General features: G+C 67.9%; 13 protein-coding genes. 7 read left to right on the top strand and 6 right to left on the bottom strand.

What is annotated here, in order from left to right; translation table 11 throughout:
• Positions 1 to 30: 30 nt before the first annotated feature.
• Positions 31 to 915, bottom strand: a complete 885-nt coding sequence (locus AC1RRW_RS18285) for a type 1 glutamine amidotransferase (protein ID WP_492902563.1) — start codon at positions 913 to 915, stop codon at positions 31 to 33.
• 144 nt (positions 916 to 1059) lie between these two features.
• Between AC1RRW_RS18285 and AC1RRW_RS18280 the strand changes: the two genes are divergently transcribed.
• Both AC1RRW_RS18280 and AC1RRW_RS18275 read left to right on the top strand, forming a co-directional pair.
• Entirely contained in the window at positions 1060 to 1971 is a 912-nt protein-coding gene (locus AC1RRW_RS18280; RefSeq protein WP_492902561.1) for a DMT family transporter, read from the top strand.
• Positions 1972 to 2189: 218 nt separating this feature from the next.
• The gene (locus tag AC1RRW_RS18275; protein WP_492902559.1) at positions 2190 to 2495 is read left to right on the top strand and encodes a hypothetical protein; all 306 of its coding nucleotides are present in this window, start codon (positions 2190 to 2192) and stop codon (positions 2493 to 2495) included.
• 109 nt (positions 2496 to 2604) lie between these two features.
• On the opposite strand, the gene bla is transcribed toward AC1RRW_RS18275, so the two are convergent.
• From bla to secA, 5 genes are all read right to left on the bottom strand, one after another.
• Positions 2605 to 3597 carry a class A beta-lactamase gene (gene bla, locus AC1RRW_RS18270; RefSeq protein ID WP_492902557.1) on the bottom strand — a complete coding sequence of 331 codons (993 nt, stop codon included), beginning with the start codon at positions 3595 to 3597 and terminating at the stop codon, positions 2605 to 2607.
• Between the two features lie 383 nt (positions 3598 to 3980).
• Positions 3981 to 4211, bottom strand: coding sequence for a DUF1902 domain-containing protein (locus tag AC1RRW_RS18265; RefSeq protein WP_492902555.1), 231 nt, complete (start codon positions 4209 to 4211; stop codon positions 3981 to 3983).
• A gap of 76 nt (positions 4212 to 4287) precedes the next feature.
• Positions 4288 to 5880, bottom strand: a complete 1593-nt coding sequence (gene serA / locus AC1RRW_RS18260) for a phosphoglycerate dehydrogenase (protein WP_492902553.1) — start codon at positions 5878 to 5880, stop codon at positions 4288 to 4290.
• 203 nt (positions 5881 to 6083) lie between these two features.
• Positions 6084 to 7262, bottom strand: a complete 1179-nt coding sequence (locus tag AC1RRW_RS18255) for a phosphoserine transaminase (RefSeq protein WP_492902552.1) — start codon at positions 7260 to 7262, stop codon at positions 6084 to 6086.
• Between the two features lie 258 nt (positions 7263 to 7520).
• Entirely contained in the window at positions 7521 to 10298 is a 2778-nt protein-coding gene (gene secA, locus AC1RRW_RS18250; RefSeq protein ID WP_492902550.1) for a preprotein translocase subunit SecA, read from the bottom strand.
• A 341-nt stretch (positions 10299 to 10639) separates the two neighbouring features.
• Between secA and AC1RRW_RS18245 the strand changes: the two genes are divergently transcribed.
• From AC1RRW_RS18245 to mutT, 5 genes are all read left to right on the top strand, one after another.
• Entirely contained in the window at positions 10640 to 11488 is an 849-nt protein-coding gene (locus AC1RRW_RS18245; protein WP_492902548.1) for a peptidylprolyl isomerase, read from the top strand.
• 99 nt (positions 11489 to 11587) lie between these two features.
• Positions 11588 to 12838 (top strand): bifunctional glutamate N-acetyltransferase/amino-acid acetyltransferase ArgJ, encoded by a 1251-nt coding sequence (gene argJ / locus AC1RRW_RS18240; RefSeq protein ID WP_492902546.1) that lies wholly within the window; start codon positions 11588 to 11590, stop codon positions 12836 to 12838.
• Positions 12819 to 13748: a DMT family transporter gene (locus AC1RRW_RS18235; protein ID WP_492902544.1), complete on the top strand. Its 930-nt coding sequence runs from the start codon at positions 12819 to 12821 to the stop codon at positions 13746 to 13748. The genes argJ and AC1RRW_RS18235 overlap by 20 nt, the downstream gene beginning before the upstream one ends.
• On the top strand, positions 13745 to 14251 hold the full coding sequence (locus AC1RRW_RS18230) for a carboxypeptidase regulatory-like domain-containing protein (RefSeq protein WP_492902542.1): 507 nt from the start codon (positions 13745 to 13747) through the stop codon (positions 14249 to 14251). The genes AC1RRW_RS18235 and AC1RRW_RS18230 overlap by 4 nt, the downstream gene beginning before the upstream one ends.
• Before the next feature lie 178 nt (positions 14252 to 14429).
• Entirely contained in the window at positions 14430 to 14834 is a 405-nt protein-coding gene (gene mutT / locus AC1RRW_RS18225) for an 8-oxo-dGTP diphosphatase MutT (protein ID WP_492902628.1), read from the top strand.
• The last annotated feature ends 2 nt before the right edge of the window (positions 14835 to 14836 follow it).

The raw sequence follows: 14836 nt of genomic DNA, 5'->3' as shown, positions 1-14836 counted from the left end.
GATCGTCCCGCGTTCGCCCGACGCTGGCTCTTAAGCCCGCCCTCTCGCGCCCATGCCCGCCTTCACCCGCATCTCCATGAAGTTCCGCAACTCCGTCACGCGCCGCGCCTCGTCAAGCACCTCCTCGTCGAGGCCATGCGCCCAGGCGAGATCGTGGCGGGTCGGGTCTGCGTCGAGCGCCTCGATCTCGTCGAGCCAGCGGCCGGCCTGCGCCTCGTCGCGGCGGAAGCCTTCCTCGATCAGCAGCGGCGTCATGCGGCGCAGGATCGAGGCGACCTGGCGGAGCGGGAACTCGGGATGGTACTGCACGCCCCAGAAGACGCCGCCGTCATGGACTATTTCGGCCGCTTGGACCGCGCTGTGGGCGTTGGAGGCGAGAACGGTGGCGCCCGGTGGCGGCGAGGCTATGGTGTCGAGATGGATCGCGGGCGCATCGAAGGCGAGCGGTCGGCCCGCGAGCAGCGGGTGCGTTCGGCCGGCCTTTGTCAGGGCGATGCGGCGGGCGACGCCGATCTCGCGACCCTTCGGGTTCTGGATAACCGCGCCGCCGGCCGCGACCGCGCCGACCTGGATGCCCCAGCACGAACCGAAGCAGGGCGTGCCGCTGGCATAGATCGCGCGCATCAGCTCGATCTGGCGCGTCACCGCGGGGTCCGCCTTGTAGATGTGAAGCGAGGAGCCGGTCAGGAAGATGCCGTCATAGGATTGCACACCCGCACCGTCCGGCAGGTTCGCGCCGTCGTCCGCCGGCAGGCAGATGTCGGTGAGCGCGCCCGGCGCGATCGCCGTGAGCACCTGCGCATAGGCTTGCGCCGGAGAGAGGCCGCCATAGCCCGCCGCATGGGCCTCGCGCTGGTCGCGCGTATTGCCTTCGACGATCAGGAGGCGCGGGGGGCGGGGTGAAATCTGTAGCATGGCGTGCCCAGGCAATGCGCGGCGCGACGGGGGACCCTGCGCCTCCTCGCATAGGATGCGGGGGCCGGGCAAGGCTATAGGAGGAACTCGGACCCGCGCGCATCGCCCGGTTCAGGCTTCCTTTCCTTGAGACCAGGCCATCCCTTGCCCCTGTCCCTGCCGCAACGCCTCTGGGCCAACGCCTATCTGCTTCTGATCGTGACCACGCTGATGTGGGGCGGGAACGCGGTCGCGAGCCGGGCGGCGGTCGGCGAGATCTCCCCGATGGCGCTGACCTCGCTACGCTGGGTCCTGGTCTGCGCGGTGCTGCCCTGGCTGATGCGGCGCGAGCTCATTGCCTACTGGCCGGTGCTGAAGGCGCGCTGGCTTTTCGTCCTCGCCATGGGCACGGTCGGCTTCACCGCATTCAACGCGCTGATGTATCTCGCCGCCTATTCGACCAGCGCGATCAACATCGGCATCCTGCAGGGCGCGATCCCGGTCTTCGTGCTGCTCGGCGCCTTCGCGGCCCATCGCACGCCGATCGGCCCGCTGCAGGCGCTCGGCGTCGCGGTCACGCTGCTCGGCGTCGCGGTGACGGCGAGCCGCGGCGACGTCGCGGTGCTGGCGAACCTCGCCTTCGTCGCAGGCGATCTCTGGATGATCCTGGCCTGCGTCTTCTATGCCGGCTACACGGTCGCGATCCGCAGCCGGCCGGCGATGCCCGGCCTCGTCTTCTTCACCGCGATCGCCTGCGTCGCCTGCGTCATCTCGTTGCCGCTGCTGGCGCTCGAGGTCGCGACCGGCAACGTCGTCTGGCCGACGCAGAAGGGCTGGCTGATCCTGGCTTTCGTCGTGATCGGCCCCTCGATCCTGTCGCAGCTCAGCTTTCTGCGCGCCGTCGAGCTGATCGGCCCCGGCCGCGCCGGCGTCTTCGTCAACCTCGTGCCGGTCTTCGCGCCGCTGCTCGCCGTGCTGATCATCGGCGAGCCGTTCGGGCTCTACCACGCGCTGGCTCTGGCCCTGGTGCTGGGCGGCATCTTCATCGCCGAGCGGCTGGGCAAGCCGAAGGGCTGAGCTTCAGCGCAACGCCTCGCCTGGCGGCCGCGCCGGCGTCTTCGTCGGCCCGGCGCCGGTCCGGGACCCGATCCTCGCCGTGGCAGCGAAGATTGACCGGCGATCGGGCGGTTCATCGCCATATTATGCGGTAGGTTCTGCTCGTTGCCCTTTTGACAGCGAAAGCAGCGCCGATGACTGGCAGGATACCGACGCTCGTTGTCGCGGGCATCGTCGCCATGACCGCGACGGGTGAAGCGGCGGCGGAGATGATCGTCAGTTACAAGGCCGCGAGCGCCAGCCCGCCGTTCGAGATCGGGCCGGGCGTGAAATCATGGAAGATCGCGTGGAAGTGGGACCTCGGCCAGGTGCAGTTCAACATCGTGCCCTTCTCGCTCACGAACCCCGATCACGGCGCCCTGCGCGATGCGTTCATGTCGACATCGGCATCCGGCGAAGGTTCCGTGGTTCGCACCGACAGGCTCAGGTTCAGGATCGACACCAACAAGAACCTGTGTGACGTGACGGTTTCGACGATCGGCTGAGGCCGCTCCGCAGGACCGGACGCAAGGAACGGCCGCACCGCTGCCGGTACCGGAGCCGACCGCTCCCGGCGCATGGGTGGCGTGCCTCGCGGCCGGACGTTCCGCGAGCCTACCGCAACGTGGCCACCGCCAGCCGGGCCACCGCCGCGTGCGCCGCCTCGCGCTGCTCGGGCGCGGCGGTCGAGCCGGCGAGATAGACCGCGATCGCGAAGATGCGCCCGTCCGGCAGCGTCACGATGCCGATGTCGTTGGTGGCGTGGTTGAGGCCGGCGGCGCTCGGGCCGAGCCCGGTCTTGTGGGCGAAGCGCGCGCCCTTGGGCAGGCCGGCGCGGATGCGGTCCTTCCCGGTCGCCGCGGCGGCGGCGATCCCCTCGATCCAGCGGCCATGGGCCGGCTCGCGCAACCAGCCGCCCTTGGCGAAAGTCTCCAGGAAGACGATGGAGGCCTCGGGCGTCGCGGCGTCGCGCGTGTCCGTCAGCGCCGCCTCCAGCCGCTTGCGGCGATCGGCGGCCGGGATGGCGGCGATCCTGTCGCGAAACGCCTTCGCGTCGATCGCCTCGTCCCAGGAATAGCCCGGCAGGCCGAGGATTTCCGGCTGGAAGACGCGCTCGTAGCGGTCGACCGACATGCCGGCGACGCCGCCCTGTTTCAGCATGGCGGTGATCGTCCGCGGGCCGCCGATCAGCCGCAGCAGCAGGTCGGCCGCGGTGTTGTCGCTTTCGGCCGCCGCAAGCCGGACGAGCTCGCACAGCGGCACGTCCTGGCGCTCGCCCCTGAAGCGCGCGGCGAGCGGGCTGCGATAAAGCGACAGGTCCTTGCGCGTCACCGCGACCGGCTGGTCGAGCTCGAGCTTCCCGGCCTCGACGGCCTGCAGCACCGCGACCGCGAGAGGCAGCTTGAACACGCTCTGCATCGGAAAGCGTTCTGAGCCGCGATGCGACCAGCTCGCGCGGTCCTTCAGGTCGAGCAGCGCGACGCCGAGCCGGCCCTTCGAGTCGCGCTCGATCGCGCCGATCTCGCGGTCGAGCCTTGCCTTGTCCCAGTCGGCGAAGGCAGGCGTGGCAATGAGGCAGGCGAGGGCGAAAGCGGCGAAGCGAAGCATGGGCGTTTCCCGTGGGGCCGCGCACAGGAGGAAGCGATTGGGGCGGGGATGGGGCGTGTCAGAACGCCTTGGGCAGGCCGGCGTCTTTCATGATCTTGTTGGCGGTGTGCCGCGACTTTATCTTCGAGTCGACTGGGATCGTGATCCGCTTGACGGGTGCCGCCAGACCTCGTGGTCGCCCTTCCCAGACCGAATTCGTTCAAAGCCTGCTGCTGCAAGCTTTTCTCGTACGGCTGGGGTGAAGTTGTTCATGTCCAGCGTCAGCAGTGCTTCGTTGGCCGACTCACCCTCTATCCAGTTGAGTCCACAAGTGCCGTGAACCAGTTACGCCCGTTATTGGCGTTATCCACACAATGCACCGGCCTGAGGCCGTTGCTGAGACATCAGGCAGCGGTGCTGACACGCTCATGCGTATGCGCAATTATATCCAGTTCGATCGTATCCGGACGATCCGCCGCATCTTCAAGGAGATCGGGAATGAGGTCGCGAATTCGCTGGCGTAAACCTTCCAGGGTGTCGCTTTCCGTCGAGAGGCCGGGAATATCGGCCTCTTCCACATACCAGACCGAAGCCTCGTCATCCCAAGCCGCTCTGACGACAGCGTGCCGTTTCATGTTGATGCCCTGACCATATGCCCCAGCGAATCATGCGTGATGATCCGCCTGGTTCCAAGAGGTTTCTGGACCAGCCTCAGAACCTCAGCCTTCTCGCCCGCTTCACCATCGGGATCTCGTGGATCTTCGCCAAGAGCGCGTCCGAGATCGGCTCGTCGACCGCGACGTAGCAGATCGCGTCGCCGCCGGGCCTGTCGCGGCCGAGCGAGAAGGTCGCGACGTTGACGCCGGCCTCGCCGAGCAGCGAGCCGAAGGCGCCGATGAAGCCCGGCTTGTCGGCGTTGCGGACATAGAGCATGTGCGGCGCGAATTCCGCGTCGACCTGGATGTCGCGGATCTCGACGATGCGCGGCTTGCCGTCCTGGAACACCGTGCCCGAGGCGTGCCGGGCCATGTCCTCGGCCTCGACGACGATGCGGATGACGCTCTCCAGATTGCCGGCGACCTCGCGGGTCAGCTCCTCGACGACGATGCCCTTCTCCTTCGCCACCATGGCGGAATTGACCATGTTGATCTCGGGCAGGAAGGGCCGCAGCACGCCGGTGATGGCGGCCGCCGAGATCGCCTTGAGGTTGAGATGCGCGACCGCGCCCTCGTACTCGATCCGGATGCCCTTGACCGGCGCTTCCGTCAGCTGGCCGAGGAACGAGCCGAGCTTCTCGGCCAGCGCCACGAAGGGCCTGATCCGCGGCGCTTCCTCGGCCGAGATCGAGGGGAAGTTGACCGCATTGGTGATCGCGCCCTTCAGCAGATAATCCGACATCTGCTCGGCGACCTGCAGCGCGACGTTCTCCTGCGCCTCGTTCGTGCTCGCGCCGAGATGCGGCGTGCACACGACGTTCTCCAGCCCGAACAGCGGGTTGCTCTCCGCCGGCTCCTGCGAGAACACGTCGAAGGCCGCGCCCGCGACATGGCCGCTCTTGATCAGCGCGGCCAGCGCCGCCTCGTCGACCAGCCCGCCGCGCGCGCAGTTGACGATGCGCACGCCCTTCTTGGTCTTGGCCAAGTTTTCGGCCGAGAGGATGTTCCTGGTCTTCTCGGTCATCGGCACGTGCAGGGTGATGAAGTCGGCGCGCTTCAAAAGCTCGTCGAGCTCGACCTTCTCGACGCCCAGCGCCACCGCCCGCTCGGGAGAGAGGTAGGGGTCATAGGCGATCACCCGCATCTTCAGGCCGACGCCGCGCTCGGCGACGATCGCGCCGATATTGCCGCAGCCGATCAGCCCGAGCGTCTTGGCGGTGATCTCGACGCCCATGAAGCGGTTCTTCTCCCACTTGCCCGCTTGCGTCGAGACGTCGGCCGAGGGGATTTGCCGGGCCAGCGCGAACATCATCGCGATGGCGTGTTCGGCGGTGGTGATCGAATTGCCGAAGGGCGTGTTCATCACGATGATGCCGCGCGCGGTCGCGGCCGGGATCTCGACATTGTCGACGCCGATGCCGGCGCGGCCGATCACCTTGAGGCTCTTCGCGGCCTCCAGCAGCTTCGCGGTCGCCTTGGTCGCCGAGCGGATGGCGAGGCCGTCATAGTCGCCGATGATGGCGGCGAGCCTGTCCTTGTCCTTGCCGAGCGCCGGATCGAAGGTCACGTCGATGCCGCGATCCTTGAAGATCTGCACGGCGGCGGGGGAGAGCGCGTCGGAGATCAGGACGCGGGGGGCGGTGGTCATGGGGGTGGCTCCGGTAGCGCGAGGGCTCGCGAAAGGGGGATAGCGCCCCCCGCCTGTCGTTCCGGGGCGGCGCGAGGCGCCGAACCCGGAACCCATGACGGGACGCGACGGTATGGCCGGTGGCGGCAGAAAGGGGCTCGCCCGGTCGTGGGTTCCCGGTTCGCGGGCATTCGTCCGCGCCCCGGAATGACAAGGGAGGCGACCTACGCCGCCTTCTTGCCCAACCCGGCCTTCGCTTCCGCGAAGGCATAGGCGATCCACGGCAGCAGCGCCTTGAGATCGCGGCTCTGCACGGTCGCGCCGCACCAGATGCGCAGACCGGGAGGGGCGTCGCGGTAATGGCCGAGGTCGAAGCCGGCGCCGGCCTTCTCGATGATGCCGACGACCTGCTTGGCGAACGCCGCCTGCGCATCCGGCGACAGCGCCGTCACCGCCGGATCGGTAAACCTCAGGCACACGCTCGTATTCGAGCGCGTCTTCGGCTTCACCGCCAGAAAATCGATCCAGGCGTTCTCGCGCACGAATCTCGAGAGCATGCGCAGATTGCCGTCGGCCCGCTTCACCAGCCCGTCGAGCCCGCCGACCTTCTTGGCCCAGGCCAGCGCATCGAGATAATCCTCGACCGCGAGCATGGAGGGCGTGTTGATCGTCTCGCCGGCGAAGATGCCCTCCGAGAGCTTGCCGCCCGAGGTCATGCGAAAGATCTTCGGCAGCGGCCAGGCCGGCTTGTAGGTCACTAGCCGCTCGACCGCGCGCGGCGAGAGCACGATCATGCCATGCGCCGCCTCGCCGCCCAGCGCCTTCTGCCAGGAGAAGGTCGTAACGTCGAGCTTTGGCCAGTCGAGGCGCTGGGCGAACGCCGCCGAGGTCGCGTCGCAGATCGTCAGCCCCTCGCGGTCGGCAGCGATCCAGCTCGCATCCGGCACGCGCACCCCTGACGTCGTGCCGTTCCATGTGAAGACGACGTCGCGCCTCTTCGTGTCGACCTGTTTGAGGTTCGGCAACTCGCCGTAAGGCGCGGTGATGATGCGCACGTCCGCGAGCTTGAGCTGCTTGACCACATCGGTGACCCAGCCCTCGCCGAAGCTCTCCCAGGCGAGCATGTCGACGCCGCGCGCCCCGAGCAGCGACCACATCGCCATCTCGACCGCGCCGGTGTCGGAAGCCGGCACGATGCCGATGCGGTAATCCGCCGGCATCTGCAGCACCTCGCGCGTCAGGTCGATCGCGGCTTTGAGCTTGTCCTTGCCGATCTTGGCGCGGTGCGAGCGGCCGAGCGCGGCGTCGCCGAGCGCCTTGAGTGACCAGCCGGGGCGCTTGGCGCAGGGGCCGGACGAGAAATGCGGCACGCGCGGACGCGTGGCCGGAACGGTATTCGCCATCGATGTCTCCATCCTTGCAGATGGGCGCGCCGCGTTGGGGCGGCGTGTCCCGGCGACGGGGGTATGGCGAGAGGGGTGGGCGAGTCAAGCCGGTGGGACGGCAAAAACCGAGGAAGCTGGACGCGCGTCTGTCGTATCGCGTCCACGACCTCTTCGAGCCTCGGCTGGCGCGCCAGAGCGGCGCGGCCGCGCCGCTTGTCCGGGATGACGGGGTCGTTTCCGGCCGGAGCGGAATCCGGGCCGCGTCAGGCTTCCGCCTCAGGCATACTGCCCGTGGCAATGCTTGTACTTCTTGCCCGAACCGCAGGGGCAGGGTTCGTTGCGGCCGACCTTGCCCCAGCTGCCGGGGTCGGTCGGGTTGCGGTCGAGCAGCGCGACGTCGCCCTCGCTCGCGGCGTATTGCAGGCCCGATGATTCGCCATAGTCGCCGAAGGTTGGCGGCGGCGGCGCGTCCTGCGGCGGCTGGCCGCCCTCCTCGGGCGCGTCGAAGCGGACCTCGATCCGCATCAGGTTGCCGGTGACCTGCTCGCGCAGGCGGCCGATCAGCCCGTCGAACAGCTCGAAGGCTTCCTGCTTGTATTCGTTCAGCGGGTCGCGCTGGGCATAGCCGCGCCAGCCGATCACCTGGCGCAGGTGGTCGAGCGTGACGAGATGTTCGCGCCAGAGATGGTCGAGCGTCTGCAGCAGGACCTGCTTCTCGACATAGACCATCACCTCCTCGGTGTTGCGCGCGATGCGGGCGGCATAGTCCTCGTCGGCGATCTTGCGGATGCGTTCGCGCAGCTCCGCATCGGCGATGCCCTCTTCCTTGGCCCACTCATCGATCGGCAGATCGAGGTTGAGGAACTGCAGCACGCCTTCCTTCAGCGCGGCGGTGTCCCATTGCTCGGGATAGGCCTCTTCCGGGATGTGGCGGGCGACCTGGTCCTCGCAGACGCCGTGGCGCATGTCGTCGATGGTTTCGCGCACGCTCGCCTGACGCATGAAGTCGCGGCGCTGTTCGAACACGACCTTGCGCTGGTCGTTCATCACGTCGTCGTATTTGAGGATGTTCTTGCGGATGTCGAAATTGCGCGCCTCGACCTTGCCTTGCGCCTTCTCGACCGCCTTGTTGATCCAGGGATGGACGATCGCCTCGTCCTCCTTCAGGCCGAGCTTGGTCAGCATGCCGTCCATCCGGTCGGAACCGAAGATGCGCATCAGGTCGTCCTGCAGCGACAGGAAGAATTTCGAGCGGCCGGGATCCCCCTGGCGGCCGGCGCGGCCGCGAAGCTGGTTGTCGATGCGCCGGCTCTCGTGCCGCTCGGTGCCGACGATGTAGAGCCCGCCCGCCTTGATCACGCGCTGCTTGAAATCGGCGACCTCGGCGCGGATCTCGGCCTCGCGGCGCGTGCGCTCCTCGCCCTCCGGCATGTCGCCGAGATCGTGCCTGATGCGCATCTCGGCATTGCCGCCGAGCTGTATGTCGGTGCCGCGGCCGGCCATGTTGGTGGCGATGGTGATGGCGCCGGGCGCGCCGGCCTGGGCGACGATATAGGCCTCCTGCTCGTGGAAGCGCGCGTTCAGCACGGCGAAATGGTTCGACGGCTTGCCCTGCCGGGCCGCCTCGTAGATCGGCTCCAGCGCGTTCGGGGCCGTGAAGTCGATCTGCTGGAAGCCGTCCTTCTGCAGCATCTCGGCGACGAGCTCGGAGCGCTCGATCGAGGTCGTGCCGACCAGCATGGGCTGGCCGAGCGTCTGGGCTTCCTTGATCTCGCGGATCACGCCGCGGACCTTCTCCTCGAAGGTGCGGTAGACCTCGTCGTCCTCGTCCTTGCGCGCGACCGGGACGTTGGTCGGGATCTCGACGACCTCGAGCTTGTAGATCTGGAAGAACTCGTCGGCCTCGGTCGCCGCCGTGCCGGTCATGCCGGCGAGCTTCTTGTAAAGGCGGAAATAGTTCTGGAAGGTGATCGAGGCCAGCGTCGCGTTCTCGGGCTGGACGGTGACGCGCTCCTTGGCTTCCAGCGCCTGATGGAGGCCTTCCGAATAGCGCCGGCCCGGCATCATGCGGCCGGTGAACTCGTCGATGATCACGACCTCGTCGTTGCGGACGATGTAGTCCTTGTCGCGCGTGAACAGCGAATGCGCCCTGAGCGCCTGGTTGACGTGGTGCACCAGCGTGACGTTGTGGGCGTCGTAGAGATCGCCCTCCTTGAGCAGGCCGGCCTCGCGCAGCAGCTCCTCGATACGCTCGTTGCCGGCTTCCGTCAGCGAGACGGCGCGCTGCTTCTCGTCGACCTCGTAATCGGTCTTGGCCAGGCCCGGCAGCACCTTGTCGATCTGGACGTAGAGGTCCGACTTGTCGTCGAGCGGGCCGGAGATGATCAGCGGCGTGCGCGCCTCGTCGACCAGGATCGAGTCGACCTCGTCGACGATCGCGAAATGGTGGCCGCGCTGCGACATCTGCGCGACGTCGTATTTCATGTTGTCGCGCAGATAGTCGAAGCCGAACTCGTTGTTGGTGCCGTAGGTGATGTCGCAGGCATAGGCGCGCTGACGCTCGTCGTCGTCGATGCCGTGCACGATGATGCCGACGCTCAGGCCGAGGAAATTGTAGAGCTTGCCCATCCACTCGGCGTCGCGGCGGGCCAGGTAGTCGTTGACCGTGACGACGTGGACGCCCTTGCCTTCGAGAGCGTTGAGATAGGTCGGCAGCGTCGCGACCAGCGTCTTGCCCTCGCCGGTCTTCATCTCCGAGATCGCGCCCTCGTGCAGCACCATGCCGCCGACGAGCTGGACGTCGTAGGGGCGCTGGCCGAGCACGCGCTTGGCCGCCTCGCGCACCGTGGCGAAGGCCGGCACGAGCAGGTCGTCGAGCTTCGCCCCCTTCGCGATCTGCTCGCGGAACTGGGCGGTGCGGGCCTGCAGGGCCTCGTCGCTCAGCGCGGAGACCTCTTTCTCCAGCGCGTTGATCGCAGCCACGCGCGGATCGTAGCCTTTCACGCGCCGCGAATTGGCCGAGCCGAAGAGTTTCTTTGCGAGCGCGCCAAGCATGGTGGGCCTTTCGGGTGGTTAGGCCCGCCGGCCGCGCCGGACGAAGCCCGACAGCGGCGCGAAGCCTGAATTCGAATGCGATCGCGTGTTTAGACGCGTGCGTGTGCGGGGTCCAGCGCAGCCTTCGGCCGGCTCCGCGGTTAAATCCTCGCGGATGTGGGGTTTTCGCGGCCGCCTTCCAAGGCCTTCCGCGCACCGGACGGCGCGAGCAGCGACCGATGCGCACAAAGCTGCGTGAGGACGGCGCCCGGGTGGCTCGGCCGCCTTGCCTTCGCCGCGTTCAACTGGCAGGGAGCCGCTCTGATCGTCCAAGGCACAAGCCCCTGCGAAAGGCTCACATCATGACGCTTACCCGCCTAGCCGCCGCCACTCTCGGTCTTGCGCTCTTCGCCGCGCAGCCGGCCTCTGCGCAGGCCGACAAGATCGTCGCCCGGGTGAACGGTCTCGCCATCACCGAGCGCGAGGTCGGGCTGGCGACCGAGGATCTTGGCGAGCGCCTCGCCCAGATCCCCGAGGCGCGCAAGCGCGACGAGGTGATCAACTATCTCGTCGACCTCAAGCTCGGCGCCAAGGCGGCTGCCGACGCCAAGATCGGCGACGGACCGGACTTCGCCGCCCGCCTCGCCTACAACCGCGACAAGGTCCTGCTCGACACCTATCTCGCCGCCGAGGCGAAGAAGGCGGCGACGCCGGAGGCCGCGAAGAAGCTCTTCGACGACACCGTCAAGTCGATGACGCCAGAGGAGGAGATCAATGCCCGCCATATCCTCGTCGAGGAGGAGGCGCAGGCCAAGACCGTGCTCGATCGTCTGAAGAAGGGCGAGGACTTCGCCAAGGTCGCGGGCGAGATCTCCAAGGATCCCGGCTCCGGCAAGGAAGGCGGCTCGCTCGGCTGGTTCTCCAAGGAGCGCATGGTGCCTGAATTCGCCGAAGCCGCCTTCAAGCTGACCAAGGGCCAGATCTCGGAGCCGGTGAAGAGCCAGTTCGGCTGGCACGTGATCAAGCTGGAGGACCGCCGCACCAAGCCGGCGCCGGACTTCGCCTCGGTGAAGCCGCAGATCGACCAGTATCTCGAGCGCAAGGCCCAGCAGGACATCATCGTGGCGCTGCGCGACAACGCCAAGGTCGAGCGGCTCGACCAGCCGGCGACGCCGGCGGTTCCCGCGCCGGCCGAGCCGAAGAAGCCCTGAGGGCGTCCGGCCGATGCAGGAAGGGCGGCGGCGATGCCGCCCTTCTTGTTTTCGTCCTCTGGCTGCGGCACATCACCCTCCCGCACAGGAGGCGCCCCGATGGCAGGCAAGGATGTTCCCGTTTCCCCGCTCGCGCCGAAGCGCCAGCCCAGGGTGCCCGCCGTGCCCGGCGTGCGCTTCGCCACGGCGGAAGCCGGCATCCGCTACAAGGGCCGCACCGACGTCGTGCTGATGCTGCTCGACGAGGGCGCGCAGGCCGCCGGCGTCTTCACCCGTTCGAAATGCCCCTCCGCCCCGGTCGACTGGTGCCGCGAGAACCTGAAGCAGGGTTTTGCGCGCGCCGTTGTGGTCAATTCCGGCAACGCCAACGCCTTCACCGGCCTGAAAGGTCGCGACTCGGTCAAGCTGACCGCGCAGATCGCGGCAAAGGCCGCCGGCTGCGAGCCCGAGCAGGTCTTCATCGCCTCGACCGGCGTGATCGGCGAGCCGCTGGACGCGACCAAGTTCGAGGGCGTGCTGAAGGACTGTGCCGCGCGCGCCGCCGACGGTCCCTGGATCGACGCCGCCAGGGCGATCATGACCACCGACACCTTCCCCAAGGCGCTTGCCCGCAAGGCCAGGATCGACGGCCATGAGGTCGTGCTCGCCGGCATCGCCAAGGGCGCCGGCATGATCGCGCCGGACATGGCGACGATGCTGTCCTTCGTCTTCACCGACGCGCCGATCGCCGCCCCGGTGCTGCAGGCGCTGCTGTCGAAGGGCGTCAGGGGCTCCTTCAACGCCGTCACCATCGACAGCGACACCTCGACCTCCGACACGCTGATGCTGTTCGCGACGGCCAAGGCGAAGGACCGGGGCGTTCCCGCGATCACCGAGGTCAACGATCCCCGCCTCTCCGGCTTCAGGCGCGCGCTGAACGCGCTGCTTCTCGAGCTCGCCCATCTCGTCTGCAAGGATGGCGAGGGCGCGCGAAAGTTCGTCGAGGTGCGGGTCGCGGGCGCGGCCTCCTCGCGCTCGGCCAAGCGCGTCGCGCTCTCGATCGCGAACTCGCCGCTGGTCAAGACCGCCATCGCCGGCGAGGACGCCAACTGGGGCCGGGTCGTCATGGCGGTCGGCAAGGCCGGCGAGCCGGCCGACCGCGACAGGCTCGACATCTCCTTCGGCGACATCATGGTCGCAAAGCAGGGCGCGCGCGCGCCGTCCTATGACGAGGCCGCCGTCTCCGCCTACATGACCGGCGAGCACATCGTCATCACCGCCGATCTCGGCCTCGGACGCGGAAAGTCCACCGTCTGGACCTGCGACCTGACCAAGGCCTATGTCGAGATCAATGGCGATTATCGCTCCTGAGATCGCCTCGCCCGCCGGCCCGAGCCGCGCCTTCGTCGCGGGCCATTTGCTGGTCTGCTCGATCTTCTGGGGCTGCAGCTTCCTGTTCATCAAGCTGATGGCCGGCGAGATCTCGCCGCTGGCCGTCGCGGCCGGGCGCGGCCTGCTCGGTGCGGGGGCGCTGGCGCTCTGGGTCATCTGGCTCGGCCAGAGCCCGATCCCGCGCCGAGGCGAGATCCGGCACTGGTTCGTGCTCGGCGCCACCAATGGCTGGGTGCCGAACGTGCTCGTCGCCTATGCGCTGATCCAGCTCGCCAGCGGCCCCGCCGCGATGATCCAGGCGGCCGGGCCTCTGGTGACGGCCGTCTTCGCTCATTTCCTGTTCGCCGAGGAGCGCATGGGCCCGCGCCGGCTCGCCGGCATCCTGCTCGGCATGGCCGGGGTCGCGCTCCTGATCGGCCCGCGCCTCGTCGAGGGCGGCGGCAACGCGCTCGGCGTCCTCGCCATGGTCGGCGTGATGCTGAGCTACAGCGCCGGCAATCTCTATGTCCGCGCGGTGCCGGCGACCGCAGGCGATCCGGCCAGGCTGGCGCTCGGCCAGCAGGTGTTTTCCGGCCTCGTCGCACTGATCCTGACGCTCGTCTTCGCCGGCCCCTCCGCCTTCACACCGATGACGGGGCATATCCCAGCCCTGCTGGCGCTCGGCCTGCTCGCGACCGCGATCCCGATGGCGATCTTCATGCGGCTGATCCGCGCCGCCGGGCCGACGCGCGCGGCGATGACCGGCTATCTCGTCCCGACCGTCGCGACGGTCATGGGCATCATCGTGCTCGGCGAGACGCCGGAGTTGCGGCAGCTTATCGGAGGTTGCATCATCCTCGCCGGCGTCTTCCTGGTCACGACGTCGGGGCGGTTGGCGAGGGCGGCATGAAGCTGGTTCTGGGTGTCTGCGCGGCAGTTCTGCTGGGCGCTTGCGTCGATCGCCAGCCGACGGCGGCGCAGTTCTCCGTCGACGAGGTCGCCTTCATCAAGAAGCCCGGCAAGGGCGTCGTCGTCGGCCATGCCTTCCTGACCAAGTCGACCGGCGTCGTGGTCAATGCGGCGGGGCAGGTCGTGCGGCTCATCCCGGCGACGCCGTTCTCGCGCGAGCGCTTCGCGCAGCTCTACGGCAAGGGCAAATACGTGCCCCAGTCCGCTTATCCGCGCGATGACAACCCCGATCCGCGCTATGGCGAATACAGCCGCACCACCAAAGCCGAGGCCAATGGCCGCTTCGCCTTCGAGAACGTGCCGCCGGGCGAATACTTCATCACGACGCAGGTGATCTGGGGCGACGAGGACGCGCTGTTCCGCGAGGGCGGCTCGATCTATGACACGGTCACGCTGACCGGCAAGGAGACCGAGCCGGTCAATGTCGTGCTGTCCCGGTATTGAGAGCGTTCAGCAATATTGCGAGGAAACATCCCGTCATCCCGGACAAGCCGCGAGAGCGGCGCAGCTTCGGGATCCATCATGGACCGGCGTCGTGTTTTACGATGGACCCCGGAGCTCCGCTTCGCTGCGTCCGGGATGACGGCGGTGTGTCCAAGTGGATATCACCCATAGGCTCCATGTGAAACTTCTCCTCGTCGTCGCCTGCGCCCTGATCGATGCCGACAACCGCGTCCTCGTCGCCCAGCGCCCGGCAGGCAAGCCGCTGGCCGGCTTGTGGGAGTTTCCCGGCGGCAAGCTGGAAGCCGGCGAGCGGCCGGAGCCGGCGCTGATCCGCGAGCTGGCCGAAGAGCTCGGCATCACGGTGAAGGAGGATTGCCTCGCGCCGCTGACCTTCGCCAGTTTCGCTTATCCCGACTTCCACCTGCTCATGCCGCTTTATATCTGCCGGCGCTGGCAGGGGCAGATCTCCTCGCGCGAGGGCCAGCCGCTGAAATGGGTCCGGCCCGGCAAGCTCAGGGAGCTGGCGATGCCGCCGGCCGACGAGCCGCTGATCCCGCATCTGATCGACCTGCTGGGCGCCTGAGG

The organism is Allobosea sp. GW821-FHT12C12 (assembly GCF_058807355.1).
Note: the sequence above shows the minus strand (reverse complement) of the source record. Positions and strands in the feature narration are given on the sequence as shown.